The organism is Streptomyces sp. Act143 (genome assembly GCF_003143935.1).
In the GTDB taxonomy this organism is placed as follows: domain Bacteria; phylum Actinomycetota; class Actinomycetes; order Streptomycetales; family Streptomycetaceae; genus Streptomyces.
Genome location: NZ_QFRX01000001.1, coordinates 8397265 through 8414416, shown reverse-complemented (window position 1 = coordinate 8414416; position 17152 = coordinate 8397265). Strand labels below are relative to the sequence as shown.

Sequence of the window (17152 nt, the reverse complement as noted above, 5' to 3'; positions counted from 1 at the left end):
GGGTGTGCGTTCATCTGGTCGGTAGCGGGGAGAGGAGTGGACGGTGAAACAGGGCCAGGTGTCGCGCAGTCCCGCTGAGGGACTGGTAGGACGCGAAGAGGAAGTGAGGCTGCTGCGGTCGTTCGTGGGTAAGGCGGTCGATGGCGGCGGGGCGCTACTGGTCTCGGGTGAGCCCGGCGTGGGCAAGTCCGTCCTTCTGGGGGTCGCGGCGGAGGCCGCTTCGGCGGCCGGGGCGCTCGTGCTGCGCTTCGACGGCGTCGAGTACCTCACGGATCTCAGCTTCGCAGGTCTCGCACGCGTGTTCGAACCGCTGCGCCATGAGGTCGATGCCCTCATCCCGCCGCACCGCGATGCGCTGCTGGTGGCCCTGGGATTCAGCGAGGGCGCCGTGCTGAACCGTCTGACGGTCTACGGTGCGGCTCTCGCACTCCTGCGCCTGGCCGCGCGCGACCGCCCGGTGCTGCTCATCGTGGACGATCTGCAGTGGGTGGACCGGGCCAGCGCGGAGGCGCTGACCTTCGTCGCGCGCAGGCTCGGCGGGAGCCGGGTGGGCTTCCTCGGCGGCTCACGACCCGGTCATGACAGCGTTGCCATGTGGGCGGACTTCCCTCAGCTCCCGGTCCGCCCCCTGGCCGAGGAAGCGGCATCCGTCCTGGTCGACAGCCGGTTCCCGGCGCTGGGCGCCCGGGACATGCAGCGGGTTCTGGCGCAGGCCCAGGGCAACCCCCTGGCCCTGCTGGAACTGCCGAGCTCACTGACCGCCTCGCAACGCGACGGCGCAGGCGGCCGCTCCGAGGTACTGCCGCTCAGCCGCCGCCTGCAGGACCTGTACGCCTCCCAGATCGCACAGCTGCCCGAACCCACCCGCTGGCTGCTGCTCCTGGCCGCGCTGGAGGGCGGCGGGAACCTGCCGGTGCTGCGGGCCGCCACCCCGGAGCAGGATGTGCTCCGCGTCCTCGCACCGGCGGAACTGGCCCAAGTGGTCCACATCGAGGACGGCGGCCTGGGGCGTCTGGTCTTCCGGCACCCACTGGTGCGGGCGACGATCGTTTCGGGAGCGACCAGAGGCCGGCGGGCCGAGGCGCATCGGGCGCTGGCCGGTGCGCTGACCGATCAACCCGACCGCCGGGCCTGGCACCTCGCCGAGGCGGCACCCGACCGCGACGAGGAGGTGGCGGACCTGCTGGAGCAGTCCGCCCTGCGGATACGCCGCCGCGGTGACGCCGTCGGCTCGTTCAACGCCCTGGTGCGAGCCGCCGATCTGAGCCCCGAACCCGCCGACCGCGGCAGGCGCCTGGCTGAGGCGGCCTGTGTGGGTTCGGAGGTCGCCGGTGAACTCCGCGCGTCCGCGCAGCTGCTCGTGGAGGCCCGCCGCGCCGACCCGGAGCTGCGCGGATCGCTGCCGGCCGCCGTCGCGGCCTCGCACGTGCTGCTGAACCGCGACGGCGACGTCGCCGCCGCGCACCGCCTGCTGATCCGTGCGCTGACGAGCTACGCCGGTCACGCCGACGACGACCCCACGCTCTTCGAGGCCGTACGCACCCTGCACAGGACCTGTGTGTGCGCCGGCCGGCCGGAGCTGTGGGAGGCGTTCGACACGGCCGTCGAGCAGATGCCGGTGCCGCTGCCGCCACGGATGAAGCTGCTGGTCGAGGTGTACGCCGACCCGGCACGCGCCACCGCGGACAGCCTGCGCCGGCTCGACGCGGAGATCTACGACCTGCACCACGAGTCCAACCCTGTGTGGATCGAGCGGATCTCGGCGGCGGCGTTGTTGGTCGACCGGGCGACCGGTTGCCGTGCCGCCCTGTGGCGGGTCGTCGACGACGGGCGCGGAGGCGGGGCGGTCGCCTCCGCCCTGGTGGCGCTGATGGTGCTGTGTCTGGACGACTTCCTCACCGGTCAGTGGGACGAGGCCGGTCGCCTGGCCGCGGAGGGCATGGCGATGGCCGAGGCGCACGGCTACGCGTTCTCCGGCCATCAGTTCGGCACCATGACGGGCCTGCTGGCGGGGGTCCGGGGCGATGCCTCCCGGGCACAGCGACTGGCCGGTGACACCATCCAGTGGGCCAGTCCGCGCGGTGCGCACGCCATCGAGCACCTCGCGCAGTACGCCCTGGGCCTGTCCGCACTGGGCCGCGGGGACTACGAGGACGCCTACCGCGCCGGTTCGTCGATCAGCCCGGCGGGTGTGCTGGCGCCGCACACCCCTCTGGCGCTCCTGGTCGCCATGGATCTCGTGGAGGCCGCCGTCCGCACCGGACGGCTGGCCGAAGCGCGTTCCCATGTGGCCGCGATGCGTGCGACGAACCTGCCCGGCATCTCCCCCCGCCTGGCGCTGATCACGGCCGCGTCGACGGCCCTGACCGTCGGTGAGGAGCGGGCGGGCGCGTACTTCGAGGAGGCTCTGGCCGTTGCGGACGCCGAGCGCTGGCCCTTCGACCTGGCCCGCGTCCACCTCGCCTACGGCGAGCACCTGCGTCGCGTCCGGGTGGCGAAGGAGTCCAGGGTGCATCTGGAGCGGGCCCTGGACACGTTCCGTCATCTGGGGGCCGCTCCGTGGGCCTCACGGGCGGCGGAGGGGCTGCGGGCGATCGGTCACACCACCGCCTGGGCGAGCCGGGGATCGCAGGCCGACGCCCTCACCGCGCAGGAGCACCGGATCGCCACGCTCGCCGCCTCGGGCCTGACCAACAAGCAGATCGGGGAGAAGCTCTTCCTCTCCCACCGGACCGTGGCAGCCCACTTGTACCGGATCTATCCAAAACTCGGCGTCTCTTCCCGGGTCACCCTCGGCGCGGCCCTCACCACGCTGCCGTCCTTCAGGGGACGGTTCGCGACCGAGAGCTGACCGGAGCGCGCGAACGGCAGACCCCCGGCAGGGACGGACGACGTCGCCGGCGCTCCTGGGGACGCGCGGCATCCGCGCGGACGCGGCTACCAGTTATGTGCGCCGCTGCGGAGCAGCAGCTCGTTGACCGCCACCCGCCGCTCACGCGTCACGATGTAGCCGATGGCGTCCGCGACGTCGTGGGCCCGCAGCGGCTCGGTGCCGTCCATCTGCCAGCACGCGACATCGCCGGCTGCCTCGCTCAGCTGGTCCATGAGCTCGGTGGCCACCGTGCCCGGCTCGACGAGACTGACCCGCACCTGCTCGGTGAGGAGCTCCTGCCGGAGGGACTCGGTGAAGCTGCTCAGACCGGCTTTGGTCAGGCTGTACACGCTGTTGCCCGGCCGGGCGGTCCGCGCGGCGGTCGAGCCGATGTTGACGATGTCGGCGACCTCCCTCGGGGACGTCGCCGCCGCGTCGATCAGATACGGCACGGCGGCGTGCGTCATGTGCAGCAGGCCCGCCACATTGAGCGCGACCATCCGGTCCCACTCCTCGATCCTGGTGTGCAACGCGGTGCCGAGCAGCATGACTCCGGCGTTGTTGACCAGGATGTCCAGACGCCCGAACCGGTCCAGGGTGTCCTGGACGGCCGCGGACGCGCCCCCCGGCTCGGTGATGTCCGCCTTGATGACATGGGCTTCACCACCGATCCCCACGATGTCGTCCGCCACCTGGAGCAAGCGCTCGCGGCGGCGCGCGAGCAGGGCGACCGAGGCACCGTCCTGGGCGAGCCGACGCGCGGTCGCGGCGCCGATGCCGCTGCTGGCGCCCGTCACGAGCGCGACGGCTCCGTACAACGCCTTCTCCGCCATGCTGTCCGACTCCCTCAATTCAGGTTCTGCCACGTCCTCGGGTGCCCTCGCCGCCTGGGACGGGACGCTCGCCGGTGTGCCGACCGTAGGCTTATGCCCCGGTACCCCTGGCTCACGCCCGCTGCAACCGCCCCACCCACCCTGGTCCGTTCGGGGCGTGAGCGAACCAGGGAGATTCCCTGGTTCGCCCCTGAGCGGGTTACGCCGGACGGGCCGTCGAGGGCAGTTCCGCGGCACACTGCCGCCCCTCCGGCCCGGGCAGCGGACGCGCGGTGGGGCGGAACGCGCGCCGATGAGGGCGACCGGGCCGAGTGGTGCTCTGCAGGGCGAGACGCAACTGCTTGCGGGAGGTGATGCCGAGTTTGGTGAAGATCTTGCTGAGGTGCCATTCCACCGTGCGTCGGCTGATGAACAGCTGAACGCTGATCTCCGGATTGGACAGCCCGTCACAAGCCAGCCGGGCGATCTGCGCCTGCTGAGCGGTGAGTTGGTTGGCCGTGTCGGCCGTGCGTTTGCGCACCGTCTCGCCGGTGGCCAGCAGTTCGCGTCCGGCACGCGCGGCGAACCCTTGCACTCCCATGGCGGACAGCATCTCGTGTGCGGTCCGCAGCTGCTCCCGTGCGTCGGTACGGCGCCCCTCCCGACGCAGCCACTCGCCGTACAGCAGATGGGCGCGGGCCAGCTCCAGCCGTACCCGGGTACGGCCCAGCCGTTCGACGGCCTCGCGGTACAGGCACTCGGCCGCGTCCCCCTCGTTCAACAGCGCCCTGGAGCGCGCCTCGATCCCCGCGGCCCAGTCGCTGCCGCTGGCCACAGCCGTCTCGGAGAGGCGGGTGAGCGCGCTGCTCGCGCGTCCGGGCGCTCCGGTCCGGACGGCGGCTTCGACCAACTCGGCCGACAGCCATGCGCAAACGCCCACTTCCTGCGAGTACGCCTCACCGTGCTCCGCCGCCGCCAGGGCCTGGTCGTAAGCGCCGATCCCGTTGCACAGCACCGCCTGGGCCCACTTGGTGAAGGTGATCGTCGTCCCCTGGCCGCCCGCTGCCGCCCGCTCGGCCAGCGCGCCGATCAGCTCCCGGGCCCGGCTCTCGTTGGCCTGGAGCACGGCCAGGCCCAGTTCGCCGTACGACGAGAAGCCATCGGCCTGCGGGTCGGCCGCCGCCCGCCTCTGCTCAGCCGCCGCCACCGCGTCCAGTTCGCCGGCGAGCAGCAGCACCAGGGAGCGCATGCCGAGAGCAGGCCGCAGCTCGCCCAGCGCGCCCGTGGCGCGGGCGAGCGTGACATGGCGCCGGGACAGGTCGTCCCAGGCACGGTCGTCCCACAGGTGCAGCGCGGCGATGCAGGCCGGTCGCAACCGGCGCAGCTCCTCCCGTGGCGGCATGCCGGGGCCCAAGGCGTCCAGGGCCGGTCGCAGACGGTCGGCTCCCTCGGCGTACCCCTCGGTGAAGTGTGCGGCGAAGCCGTCCAGGAGCAGGTCAGCAGCCGACCGTCCGGCTGTCCCGGGCGCACGGCGTGCCGCCCGCGCCACCTCTTCGGCCGACCAGCCCTCACCGGCGAGCCGGCCCGCGGACATTGCGGCGGTCAGCGCCTCCAGATAGGCCGGGCGGGCGACGGCCGTGGCGCTCTTCTCCAGTCGCCGTGCGGCCTCAAGGAGCATTGAGGGTGTGCTGTCGTCGCATTCGAAGACGTGTGCCAGGCGGGCGCGCAGCTGGAAGGCGCGGTCGCGCTGCGGCTGCCCCGTGGCGCCGGCTTCGGCGAGCGCCAGCAGGCCCCGTGCCGGGGTGTATGCGCCCGTGAGGATCTTGTCCTGGGCCGCTGCCAGGGCTCGTTCGACCCTCAGGACCGGGTCCGGTGTCAGGGTGGCGGCACGTTCCAGGAGAGCTGCCGCCGCGACCAGGTTCCCGCCTTCCTGTGCCTGGTCGGCCGAGCGTTCCAGGTGCGCGGCTACCGCGTCGTCGGGTGCCGGGGTCGCCAGGGCCCGGTGCCAGGCCCGGCGGTCGGGCGCGCTGTCCTGATCGGTCGCGTCGGCCAGGGCCCGGTGTGCCTCCTGTCGGGTGGCCAGCGGCGCCGCCCGGTACACGGCCGACCGCAACGCGGTCTGCTGGAAGCGGAGTTGCACACCGAGCGCGAGCAGACCTGCCTCGCAGGCCGGCGTGACGGCGTCGGGCATGAGGCCCAGCCGCGCGGCCGCGCGCCACACCAGGGCCGAGTCGCCCGTCGGGTCGGCCGCGGCGACCACGAGCAGCCGCCGGGTCTGTTCCGGCAGAGCTGCCATCTGCCGCTGGACGCCCAGTTCGAGCCGGGTCGACGGCGGTGCCACCACGGGCACCTGGTAGCCGCCGGCGAGTTCGGCGGTGAGTTCCCGTGCCCAGTCCCGCAGGACGAGCGGGTTGCCGCGTGCCTCACCCAGGAAGCGATCGCGCACCCGCGCCTCCAGCGGCCAGTCCACGAGACTCTCCAGCAGCTTGCGCGCGTCGGCCTCCCGCAGCCCGCCGACCACCAGTTCCGGCAAGCCGTGGAACTCCATGCGCTGCTCGCGGGTGACGAACACCATGAGCATCGACTCCGAGCGCAGGCGGCGAGCCGCGAAAGCGAGCGCCTGGGCCGACGGCCGGTCGATCCACTGCGCGTCGTCGACCACGCACACCAGCCGCTCGCCGGCCACCGAGGACAGCAGGTCCAGCACGGCGAGCCCGACCAGGAGGCGGTCCGGTACCGGGCCGGTCCGCAGCCCGAAGACGCTCTCCAGCGCATGGCGCTCCGGGTCCGGAAGACGGTCGAGCCGGTCCAGCAGCGATCCGCACAGCTGGTGCAGGGCGGCGAAACCGACGTCCCGCTCCGCCTGCACGCCCGCGGCCCGGATGACGGGCAGGTCCTGTGCCGCGGAGCGCAGCACATGGTCGAGGAGGGTGGTCTTGCCCACGCCCGCCTCACCGCGCACCACCACAACCGCGCTGTGTCCGCCGCGTACCTCCTCCAGCAGCGCGCCGAGCGTCGTGCACTCGCGTCGTCGTCCGTACAGCTCGGCGGGCGAGTCGGACAGGCGGCTGAGGGCCGCGTTGTCGGTTTCCGCAAGAGAGCCGAGTGGCATGGGGTACTCCCGTACGTTGCCGGACGCTTCCTCCGCCTTGAGCCGGCGGGGGCGTCCTTACACGATGTCTCCCGACCGAAACCGTTACATCGGTCATCTGGCTGCGCGGGCCGGGAGGGCATCTTCGGGGCGGGTGGTGAGGGCATCTCCGGGGCGGGTGGTGAGGGCGTGGAACGCCGTCTCGGTCATGAGAGGGCCGTGGAGTGACGGGGCTGGCGGTCATGGGGGGCTGCGGGTTGACGGGCCTGGCGGTCATGGGGTGCGGGCCCCCCGGTCGGCATGGGGCGCGGGCCCCGGTCGGCATGGGGCGCGGGCCCCGGTCGGCCGGGTCAGATGGCCGGTGGCGGGCGCATGCGGCGCTGGAGGGCCGGCATCAGGGCGACGTCGTCTGTGGCGGACGGCCGACGGCCCGCGTCGGCGGGCGGCCACGGTCCGGCGCCGCGGCGTCGGGCGGCGGGCGCCTCGAGGTGATGCCGGCGGCCCTTTCGGACGCCGAACCGGCAGCCCTGTATCGCAAATGCGCGGAGCAGGTGTGCGCGGCAGGCCCGGGTCCGGTTCGTCAGCGCACGGCCGCCCGGTGCGACGGCGGCCGGCACCGGAATCATTCCGCCGGGTTGTGCGGTGGGGACGGGGCCGGGCCGAGTGCGTCGCGCAGTGCGGCGCGGGACGCTATGCCGAGTTTCTGGAAGACGTGGCGCAGGTGGGCGCCGACGGTCCGGGAGGAGAGGTTCAGCCGCTCCCCGATCTTTTTGTTGCTCAGTCCGGAAGCCGCGAGCATCGCTATCTCGCGCTCCCTGGACGTGAGCGCGTCCGGTCCCTGTTTCCCCACGCGTGACCTGGTCTGGCTGGTGGCCAGCAGTTCGCTCTCGGCCCGCGCAGCCCAGGGGCGGGCACCCAGCCGCTGGAAGGCGTCGCGCGCCGCGCTGAGCTGCTCACGGGCGGCGGTGACAGCCCTGGCGCGCCGGAGATGCTCGCCGTAGGCCAGCCGCACACGAGCCAGTTCGAAGGGCCAGCGGTCGGCACCGGGCAGCGCGAGCGCCTCCTCGAAGAGCGCGGCGGCCGTGCTGTCGGAGGCGGCCATGGCCGCCGAACCCGTCGCCAGCAGCGCCAACCGGGGCGACAGGGCGGCGATGTCGTTGTCGCGCATGGCAGCCACGTGTGCCGCGGCCTCCGCGGGGCGGTTGCTGCGCACAGCCGCCTCGACGAGGTCCATGCACACCCACAGCGCGATGGGGGTACGGAAGGCGAATTCGCCTGCCGGGCTGATGGCTGCGGCCTGCTGGTACGCCTCGTCGTAGTCGCCCCGTCCCAGCGCCACCAGGGCCCGGATCTGCCACGCGTAGATCTGAGCGACCCGGACACCCCGGGGGGCTCCCCACCGGGTGATCTCGTCGGCCAGTGTCTCGGCGCGGGTGAAGTCGCCGTGGGCGGCGGCGAGCAGACCCTGGCCCCATCGTCCCGGCACCGCGATGATCTCGTACCCGAGGTCGTCGCAGAGGTCGACGCTCTCGTCGATCAGCCGCTGCGACTCGTCCCACCGGCCGGTCAGGAAGTCGTCGATGCCCAGCAGCTGCATGGAGTTGATGGCGGAGCCGACGGCACCCCCCTCGCGTCCGTCGCGAACCGTGCGCCACAGTCCCTGGCGCAGACCCGAGAGCCGGTCGACGAAGACACTGGCGATCGACAGCCACACGATCCGGGTCGGGTCCCGTTCCTCGTCGTTGTCGGCGATCAGGCTGTCGAGCCGTTTCAACGTGTCCGGGTCGGTGCGGGCCGGGTCGCAGAAAGTGACGCCGCACAGGGCGACGAGCCCGTCGCCCTCGGAACTCGCGAGGAAATCGTGGAAGGCGTCCCACAGCGTGGGGCGCCCGCCGAAGAAGCACACCAGCAGCAACGAGCGGAATGCCTCGTTCACGACCCGCTCGCGCGCCTCGCCCCTCGTCGGGAACGCCTTCAGGGCCCCGACCAGCAGCCGGTGGGCCGTGTCGATGTCGCCTTCTCCGGTGAGCAGGATGTACGCGGCGGCCACTGCCGCGTGCAAGGGCTCGTCGCTCCCGGGGTCGGCGGCGCGGGCGGCGGCCAGCAGCTGCGGTGTGTCGCGCAGCCGGCCGGTGACGTCCGCGCCGATGTACGCGGCCTCGGAGAGCCGGCGGCTCCGGTCGCTGCCGAGGGGGCTCAGCTCGGCGGCCCGCACCAGTGCCGAGACCGCTCCGCCGGCGTCGCCGCGTCTGAGGACCCGCTGGGCGACGTCGTCGAGGAGCCCGGCCACGTACTCGTCCGGCTCGACCGTCGCCTCGGCGAGGTGCCACGCCCTGCGCTCGGGTTCGTCGGCGAGGAGATCGGCGAGGTCACGGTGGGCGGTGTGCCGCTCGCTGCTGGTCGACTGACGTACCACCGCCGAGCGGATCAGCGGATGTGCAAAAACGATACGGCGGGCGTCCTCGTCGACGCGGATCAGCCGGGCCTGCTCGGCCGGGGCCAGGTCGCCGGGGCCAGGTGAGCCCGGTCCGGTGGACTGCAGGATGCGGGGGTCGCCCGTGGCGTCCAGGGCCGCGCGCAGGACGAGGCGGACGGTGGGGGCCGGAAGGCCGTTGAGCCGTGCCGTGAACAGTGTCTGGAGGCGGCGGAGGGGGGAGACGACCGCCGAGGGCGCCATGGCGCTCTGCGCACCGCTCGCCACGTCGTCGGCCAGCTCCAGCAAGGCCAGCGGGTTGCCCTGCGCCTCCGTCACCAACTGCGCGCGTTCCCCGGGGGTGAGTTGCGGGAACCGGGCACGCAGCAGCACTGCCGCGGCCTCGTCGTCGAGCGGCCCCAGCACGCGCTGGGGCAGGCCGACCTGTTCGAAATGGCTCTCGAGCCCCAGGCGGGCAGCGGCCAGGAACCCGGCCCGGGTCCCCCCGAGCCCACGTGCCACGAAGCTCAGCACACCGGCGCTGGCCCGGTCGAGCCACTGCACATCGTCCACGATGACCAGCAGCGGCCGGCGGGCGGCGGCCCGGCTGATCAGGTCGAGCACCGCCTCCGACACCTGCGCGCGTTCCGGGTGGGGGCCCACGCCGAACCCCAGCGCGACCTCCAGTGCCTTGCGCGGTCCGGGGTCCAGCAGGTCGAAGTCACCTTCGAGAGGCAGCAGGATCTGGTGGAGGCCCGAATAGGAGACATCGGCCTCGAACTCCACACCTGCGCTGTGCACGACGGATGATCCGGCGGCCCGGGCCATCTCCGCGGCACGGTGGAGCAACACGGACTTGCCGATGCCCGCGTCACCGATGAGGAGCTGTGTTCCCCCCGTCTGCGAGGCCGCGTGGAGGAACTGCCCGACGGCTCCGAGGGCTTCTTCCCGCCCTACCAGGCCATCGGCCACCTCGGTGTGGACCGGCCCACGCTCGCGCAACGCATCTCCTCCGCTTCGCGGCGGTCCCTGAAAGGCCGCTCGAGGACATCCGAAAAGCCTACGCCTCGTCCGGGTTCCGCGCGGGTCCTTGCCGCAGCCGTCCCCCGGCTCAATGCGGTCATATGGCCGATTCGAGGACACCGCCGCCGGACGCATGCTCGCTGCATGACGCCGCTCGCGGGGCGGCCGCAGGCCACTGAGCGCACATACCGGAGGTCTCATGAAAATGCGTGTGAAGCCCCTGACCGACCTGTGGGACTGGCAGCAGGAGGCCGCCTGCCGGGGCATGGACCTCTCCGTCTTCTTCTCTCCGCCCTACGAGCGCGGCGAAGCCAGGCACCGGCGTGAGGCGCGGGCCCGCGCCGTCTGCGACGCCTGTCCGGTCCGCGTCCCGTGCGGCCGCTTCGCCCTCGCGACACAGCAGGACTACGGCGTGTGGGGCGGCCTGACCGAGAGCGACCGCACTCCCGGGCACAGCCGTGACCCGAACAACGACAAGTCGATCGCCCTCTTGGAGCCGTCATGACCGCCTGGCCGCCCGCCGGCGACAACGCCCGGCAGCACGAAACCGTACTCGTGGAACAGCGGCTCCTCCTTGAACTGGTGCTGCGCTCCGGCGAGAAGCTCCCCCTCCCGGCCCGTCTGACCTACGACCGCAACGACCCGCTGGCGGCGCGCCTGGACTTTCCCGAGCACGCGGACAGCATCCGGGAGTGGGTGTTCGCCCGGAACCTGCTCGCGGCAGGCATGCACGCGCTCATGGGACGCGGGGACGTACGTATCTGGCCCCTGTGTGTGTCCGCGAACGACGACGACGGCGAGCCGAGGATGCGCATCCAGCTCGGCGGCCTCGGCGCCGTCGCCCTGCTGGAGGCCCCCGTGCCGCCGGTGCGCGCGTGGCTGGAGCGGACCTGGAAAGAGGTCCCGCTGGGCAAGGAGCACGAGTGGATGGACTGGGACCTGGTGCTGGCGAGGCTGCTCGACGAGCAGTGACGGCGTTCTGCCGACGTTCTGCCGGCGATCCGGCGGAGTCCCCGTCGGCAGGCGCGGCGGCCCGCGCGACGGGGGCCGTCCCAGGCCGCCGGCGCACGGGCCTCACTCACGCGAGACGACCATCCGGAACCGTGCGGCACCGGACATCATCTTCTGGTACGCCTCGTTGATCTCGCTCAGCGGTACGACCTCGTTCATCGGCGTGATCCCGTGCTGGGCGCTGAACTCCATCGTGTCCTGCACCGACTTGGACGTGCCGGACGGGTGCCCTCGCACGACCCGGCCGCGCAGCAGCAACTGCAGCGGATTGATGCCCAGCGGTTCGTACGTCGCGCCGATGGCGACGAGCTCTCCGCGCGGTGTCATACCGTCGATGGTGGCCGTGATGGCCTCGGAGCTCGCCGCGGTCGCCATGACGACCTTGGCACCGCCGAGCGCCTGGAGCGCCTCGGCAACGGGGGTGGCGGCGGTGCTGTCGACGTAGTGGTGCGCGCCGAGGTGTTTGGCGAGGTCCGCCTTCGCCTCACCCCGGGCGATGGCCACGGTCTCGAAGCCCATGGCGACCGCGTAGGCGATGCCGAGGTGTCCCAGCCCGCCGATGCCGAGAATGGCCACGAGATCGCCGGGGCGGGCGGGGCTGCGCCGCAACCCGTCGAACATGGTCACACCCGCGCAGGCCAGTGGCGCCGCGTCGGTCGCCGACAGCCCGTCGGGAATCCGGGCCAGGGCATCCACGGGCACCACGACGCTCTCGGCGTACCCGCCGTCGTAGGCCCAGCCGGGCACCTTCAGGTTGTCGCAGACGATGAAGTCGCCCTGCCGGCACGGTTCGCAGTGGCCGCAGCTGCCGCCGAACCAGCCCACCGCGACCCGGTCCCCCACGTTCCAGTTCCCGACGACGCCCTCGCCGATCTCGTCGATGCGGCCCGCGATCTCGTGGCCCGCGACCAGCGGGAAGCTAAGGCCGGGGAAGATCCCGTTCACCATGCCTGCGTCACTGTGGCAGATCCCGCAGGCATCCATGGATATCCGCACATGCCCTGGGCCCGGCCGGGGCACGTCGCGTTCGACGATCTCGAACGCTCCTCCGGCGGTGGCGATCTGGGCAGCGCGGTAGGTCTCGCTCATCCGCATCCCTCTCCCGTCGACGTGCAGGTTTCTCTGGCCTGCACAGCACAGCACCGGTGGTCCGTGGGCGCACTTCGAAGGCCACTTGACCTGCACGGAGCTGATGTGGAAAGGCTCGGGACCGCCGGGACACGAGGAGAGGTCCGCGCTGTCTGGCGCCGATATTGGCAAAAGGCATCGAAAACCAGCCATTCACTGGGCCTCGGCCCCTGTTGTACGGTGTCGAGGTGGAATGCGCTTGCGATGGGGGTGGGGGGCCGTGACGCATCCGGGAAACGGTCAGGGGAACGGGGAAAGAACCGGACCGCTCGGACGCGGACCGGAATGTGCCCGTCTCGACCAGGTGATCGCGGATGTGCGCGGCGGCGAGAGTCATGTGCTGGTGGTGCACGGCCCGCCGGGGGTGGGCAAGTCGACGCTGCTGGAATATGCGGAGCAGTCGGCGACGAATATGCAGGTCCTGCGCACGGTCGGCGTGGAATCCGAGATGGAGCTTCCTTTCGCCACGCTGCATCATTTCTGTTCGCCGCTGCTGGACCGGACGAAATACCTGCCCGCCCCGCAGCGCGATGCACTCGAAACCGTATTCGGAATGCGAGCGGGACCGCCGCCGGAACGTTTTCTCGTCGGACTGGGAGTCCTGAGCCTGCTGTCGGAGGCCACGCAGGAGCGCCCTCTGCTGTGCTTCGTCGACGACGCGCAGTGGATGGACCGGGTCTCCGCGCAGGTGCTCGGCTTCGTCGCCCGCCGTTCGCAGGCCGAGTCGGTCGGCTTGATCTTCGGTGCCCGCGAACGGCCGCAGGAGCTGCTGGGACTGCCCGACCTGCTGGTCGAGGGGTTGCAGGAAGCCGACGCGCACGCGCTGCTCGACTCGGTGACACGGGTCCGGCTCGACCAGCGCATCCGTGACCGGTTCGTGGCTGAAACCAGGGGTAATCCCCTGGCCCTGCTGGAGCTGCCCAGCAGGTTGACGGTGACTCAGCTGGCGGGCGGCTTCGGCCTGGTCCACGCCGACCTGCTGCCGGCCCGCATCGAGGAGAGCTTCCTCGCCCGGATCGCCGAGCTGCCCGAGCAGACCCGGCTGCTGCTGCTGGTCGCCGCGGCGGAGCCGACCGGAGATCCCGCCCTGGTCTGGCAGGCCGCCAGCGAGCTCGGTGCCAGGCCGGAGACCGCCCTGGTGAACGGCACGGACGGGCTGCTGACGTTCGGCACACGTGTGATCTTCCGTCATCCGCTGGTGCGCTCGGCGGTGTACCGCTCGGCGAAGGCGGACGACCGCCGCGCGGTGCACAAGGCGCTGGCGGAGGCCACCGACGCCGGGACCGACCCGGACCGCCGCGCCTGGCACCTGGCGTCCGCGGCCGCCGCACCCGACGAGGCCGTCGCCGCGGAACTGGAACGGTCCGCCGACCGCGCGCAGGCCCGCGGCGGGCCGGCCGCCGCCGCGGCCTTCCTGCGGCGATCGGCGGCCCTCACCGTGGACACCGTGCAGCGTGCCGAACGCGCCCTGGCGGCGGCGAACGCCAGCTTCCGGGCCGGCGACCTGGACGCCGCGCGGGAGCTCGTCGGCATCGTCGAGCAGGACGCCCAGGACGACTTCCAGCGCGCACGGGCCTATCTGCTGCGCAGCCACATCACCTTCGCGGCCGGCTTCAACGACCAGGCCCCGCCGATGCTGCTGAAGGCGGCCAAGCGCCTGGAGCAGTTCGACATGAAGATGGCCCGGGAGACCTACCTCCTGGCCTGGGCCACCGCGACCTTCGCCGCCTCGGACGAGCACACCCTCAAGGCGGTCTCCCGGGCGATCCGGGAGCTCCCCCCGCCGGAGGGCGGCCCGAGCACCCTCGATCTCGTGCTGGAGGGCTACGCACTCCTCGTCACCGACGGCCACAAAGCCGCGCTTTCCACGTTCCGCAGGGCGATGGAGGCGCTCGTCGACTACCCCGTGCAGGAGCTCCTGGCCTGGGGCTGGGCGACCTGCGGTGTCAGCTGCGCGATCTGGGACGACCGGGTCATGCACGAGACCTACGCCAGAGCGGTCGAGGTGGTACGGGCCGCCGGCGCCCTCACCGAACTGCCCATCTACCTCGCGTCCCTGGGGATCTCCACCGTGCTGGCGGGCGACCTCAGCACAGCGGACGAGATCGTCGCCGAATCCGAGACCGTCTCCGCGGCGACGGGCATGCCCATGGCGCAGCACACCAAGCTCCTCCTGGCGGCCGTGCGGGGCAGGCCGGCCGAGGCGTCGGAGCTGATCGACGACACCATCGAATGGGCCACCGCGGACGGCCAGTTGAACGCGGTCACCTGCGCGCACTGGGCCGCGGCGATCCTCTACAACGGCCTCGGCCGGTACGAGGAGGCGCTCCCGGCGGCGCAGGCCAGCACGCGGATCGCCCAGGTGTTCGTCGCGATGTGGGTGCTGCCCGAACTCGTCGAAGCGGCGGTGCGCGTCGGACAGGAGACGGCAGCCCAGGACGCGTTCCAGGGGCTGATGGACGCGGCCGGAATGTGCGACACCGACTGGGCGCAGGGCATCCTCGCCCGCTCCCGGGCGCTGCTGAGCGACGACCAGCTCGCCGACGACCTCTACCGCGAGGCCATCGAGCGGTTCGCCAGGACGCAGTTGCGCCCCGAACTGGCGCGTGCGCACCTGCTGTACGGGGAGTGGCTGCGGCGCATGCGGCGCCGGTCCGAGGCGCGGGAACAACTGCACACGGCGTACGAGATGTTCGTCTCCATCGGGATGGAGGCGTTCGCCGAGCGGGCCCGCCGGGAGCTGCTCGCCTCGGGTGAGTCCGTACGCCGGGCCAAGACCGCTGCGGCGTCGAGTGACGAACTGACGCCACAGGAGAGACAGATCGCGGTGCTCGCGCGTGACGGCTTCTCCAACTCGGAGGTCGCGGCCCGGCTGTTCCTGAGCCCCCGCACGGTCGAGTGGCACCTGCGGAAGGTCTTCGCCAAGCTGTCGATCACCTCGCGGCGGCAGTTGCGTGACGCCCTGCCGCTCAGCGAGTACGAGTCAACACTGAAGTAACTGAAATAGTCGAAGCACCGGGCCCCCGCTGCGGCGCGCACGCGGGGGGCTCGCGCTCGCGGGGGTCCGGTGCCGGCACCCGGCCGGGGCGCGGCGTGCCTATGCGGGCAGTTCGGTGCCGGCCTGTTCGCCGGCCAGGAACCGCGCGTACCGCTCCGGCCAGTCCTGGTCGTTCGCGGTGCCTGCCGCGCCGCCCTCCGCGGCTGCGGCGCGGCGCAGGGCGTCCGCCAGGTCGCCGACCGAGGAGAAGGTCGTGGCCTCGGTGTCCAGGCGTCCCGGGAGCCGGGTGGTGATCTCCTGCAGGACCCAGCCGTTGCCGTCCGGGTCGCTGAACGACAGGAACGAGCCGTAGCTGTTGCGCTGCGGGTGCGGGCCCGGCACGCGCGCCTCGGTCCCGGCGTGGTGGAAGACGCCGCCCTCGTCGTGGAAGACCTCGCTCGGTTCGGCGCCGAGGCGCTTGAGCTCGTCGTGTGCGGCGTTGATGTCGCTCACGATCAGATGCAGCCCCTGGGCGGAGCCCGGTGCCTGATCGGTGACCGAGCTGCCGAAGATCACCGACGCCGGGGAGCCCGGCGGCGTCACCTGCACCACGCGGAACTTCTCGTCGGTGGCGAGGTCCGCGTCGAGCCGCCAGCCCAGCCTGGTGTAGAAGTCCCTGGCCCGGTCCACGTCCGAGACCGGTACCACGACGACTTCGAGCTTCATGTCCATGGCCCACCATCCTGTGTGCGTATCCGAATGCCGGCGCCACGCAAACGAGCGCGGCCTGGTGTCTGCTGTCAGTGCGACGGGCTCGGCCTGGGCACGTCACCCACCGGTCGGGCGGAGGAGGGCCTGGGACGCCGCACCGATACGCCGGACAGCGCACGAGGCCCTCGAAACCGTGGGGAGACCTGCCGGTCGTCGCTCCGTCCGGGCGGCCGCGGCTACACCAGCACCTTCAGCAGCCGTTCCGCGACGACCGCGGCGGACGCCGGGTTCTGCCCGGTGATCAGGTTGCGGTCCTCCACCATGTACGGCTGCCACAGCCCGCCCCCGCTGAACTCGACGCCGATCTTCTCCTTCAGCTCCGTCTCCAGCAGCCACGGCGCCTTCGACGCCAGCCCGACCGCCTCTTCCTCCTCGTTGGTGAAGGCGGTGATCCGGTAGCCCTTGAAGGGCGACTCGCCGTGGATCCTGGTGGACAGGATCGCGGCGGGCGCGTGACACACGATCGCCAGCGGCTTCCCGGAGGCGAGCTGCGCCGTCAGGATGCGGCCCGCGTCGGCGTCCAGCCACAGGTCCGACATCGGACCGTGTCCGCCGGGCAGGTACACCGCGTCGTAGTCCTCCAGCCGGACGTCCGACAGCTGGAGCGGCCTGCGCATCACCTCCGCGGAGCGGATGACGGCCTCCAGGTCGAGAGCCACCTGCTCGCCACCGGCCATCGAGGGACGAAGGCTCATCATGTCGACGGTCGGTGTCACGCCGTTGGGCGTGGCGACCACGACCTCGTGACCGGCTTCGGTGAACGCCTTGTACGGGGCCGCGAACTCCTCGGCCCAGTAACCCGTCGCGTACCTGGTGCCGTCGTTGAGAACCCAGTACGACGCCCCCGTCATCACGAACAGGATCTTCGCCATCTTCGATCACTCCCGCTGTTCAGGGTAGGCGGCCTCTGCCCATGTCGCAGAAGCACTTCCTCGGACCACCTTTACGGAAAAGCACCACGATCGCCCCCGTGAGACACCCTGGTCCTCCCGGCCCGTGGCACCTGTCATCCGTCCGCTGCAACGTGTCACTGGCCGCCGGACGGCGCCGACCG

Annotated in this window: 10 protein-coding genes; 4 read left to right on the top strand and 6 right to left on the bottom strand. The window is 72.0% G+C overall.

What is annotated here, in order from left to right; genetic code table 11:
* Positions 1-43: 43 nt before the first annotated feature.
* Positions 44-2851 (top strand): AAA family ATPase, encoded by a 2808-nt coding sequence (locus DI272_RS38430; RefSeq protein ID WP_109499791.1) that lies wholly within the window; start codon positions 44-46, stop codon positions 2849-2851.
* Between the two features lie 86 nt (positions 2852-2937).
* Here the strand turns inward: DI272_RS38430 and DI272_RS38425 are convergent, their stop codons facing one another.
* The 3 genes from DI272_RS38425 to DI272_RS38415 all read right to left on the bottom strand — a co-directional run bounded on the left by DI272_RS38425 (position 2938) and on the right by DI272_RS38415 (position 10190).
* Positions 2938-3705, bottom strand: a complete 768-nt coding sequence (locus DI272_RS38425; protein ID WP_109499790.1) for an SDR family NAD(P)-dependent oxidoreductase — start codon at positions 3703-3705, stop codon at positions 2938-2940.
* 199 nt (positions 3706-3904) lie between these two features.
* A complete protein-coding gene (locus DI272_RS38420; protein ID WP_109499789.1) occupies positions 3905-6796 on the bottom strand; it encodes a LuxR family transcriptional regulator in 2892 nt (963 codons plus the stop codon).
* 601 nt (positions 6797-7397) lie between these two features.
* On the bottom strand, positions 7398-10190 hold the full coding sequence (locus tag DI272_RS38415) for an AAA family ATPase (protein WP_258314801.1): 2793 nt from the start codon (positions 10188-10190) through the stop codon (positions 7398-7400).
* A 226-nt stretch (positions 10191-10416) separates the two neighbouring features.
* On the opposite strand from DI272_RS38415, the gene DI272_RS38410 reads away from it, so the two are divergent.
* Together DI272_RS38410 and DI272_RS38405 are read left to right on the top strand one after the other, a co-directional pair.
* Positions 10417-10716: a WhiB family transcriptional regulator gene (locus DI272_RS38410; protein WP_258314800.1), complete on the top strand. Its 300-nt coding sequence runs from the start codon at positions 10417-10419 to the stop codon at positions 10714-10716.
* Positions 10713-11183 carry an SsgA family sporulation/cell division regulator gene (locus DI272_RS38405; RefSeq protein WP_109499786.1) on the top strand — a complete coding sequence of 157 codons (471 nt, stop codon included), beginning with the start codon at positions 10713-10715 and terminating at the stop codon, positions 11181-11183. Before DI272_RS38410 ends, DI272_RS38405 begins: the two co-directional genes overlap by 4 nt.
* 102 nt (positions 11184-11285) lie before the next feature.
* Here DI272_RS38405 and DI272_RS38400 read toward each other — a convergent pair whose 3' ends face one another.
* A complete protein-coding gene (locus tag DI272_RS38400; RefSeq protein WP_109501263.1) occupies positions 11286-12311 on the bottom strand; it encodes an alcohol dehydrogenase in 1026 nt (341 codons plus the stop codon).
* 259 nt (positions 12312-12570) lie between these two features.
* On the opposite strand from DI272_RS38400, the gene DI272_RS38395 reads away from it, so the two are divergent.
* The gene (locus DI272_RS38395) at positions 12571-15348 is read left to right on the top strand and encodes an AAA family ATPase (protein ID WP_258314799.1); all 2778 of its coding nucleotides are present in this window, start codon (positions 12571-12573) and stop codon (positions 15346-15348) included.
* Positions 15349-15447: 99 nt separating this feature from the next.
* Here the strand turns inward: DI272_RS38395 and DI272_RS38390 are convergent, their stop codons facing one another.
* The gene (locus DI272_RS38390) at positions 15448-16053 is read right to left on the bottom strand and encodes a VOC family protein (protein WP_309221688.1); all 606 of its coding nucleotides are present in this window, start codon (positions 16051-16053) and stop codon (positions 15448-15450) included.
* A gap of 221 nt (positions 16054-16274) precedes the next feature.
* Entirely contained in the window at positions 16275-16970 is a 696-nt protein-coding gene (locus tag DI272_RS38385) for a type 1 glutamine amidotransferase domain-containing protein (RefSeq protein WP_109499783.1), read from the bottom strand.
* Between the last annotated feature and the right edge of the window lie 182 nt (positions 16971-17152).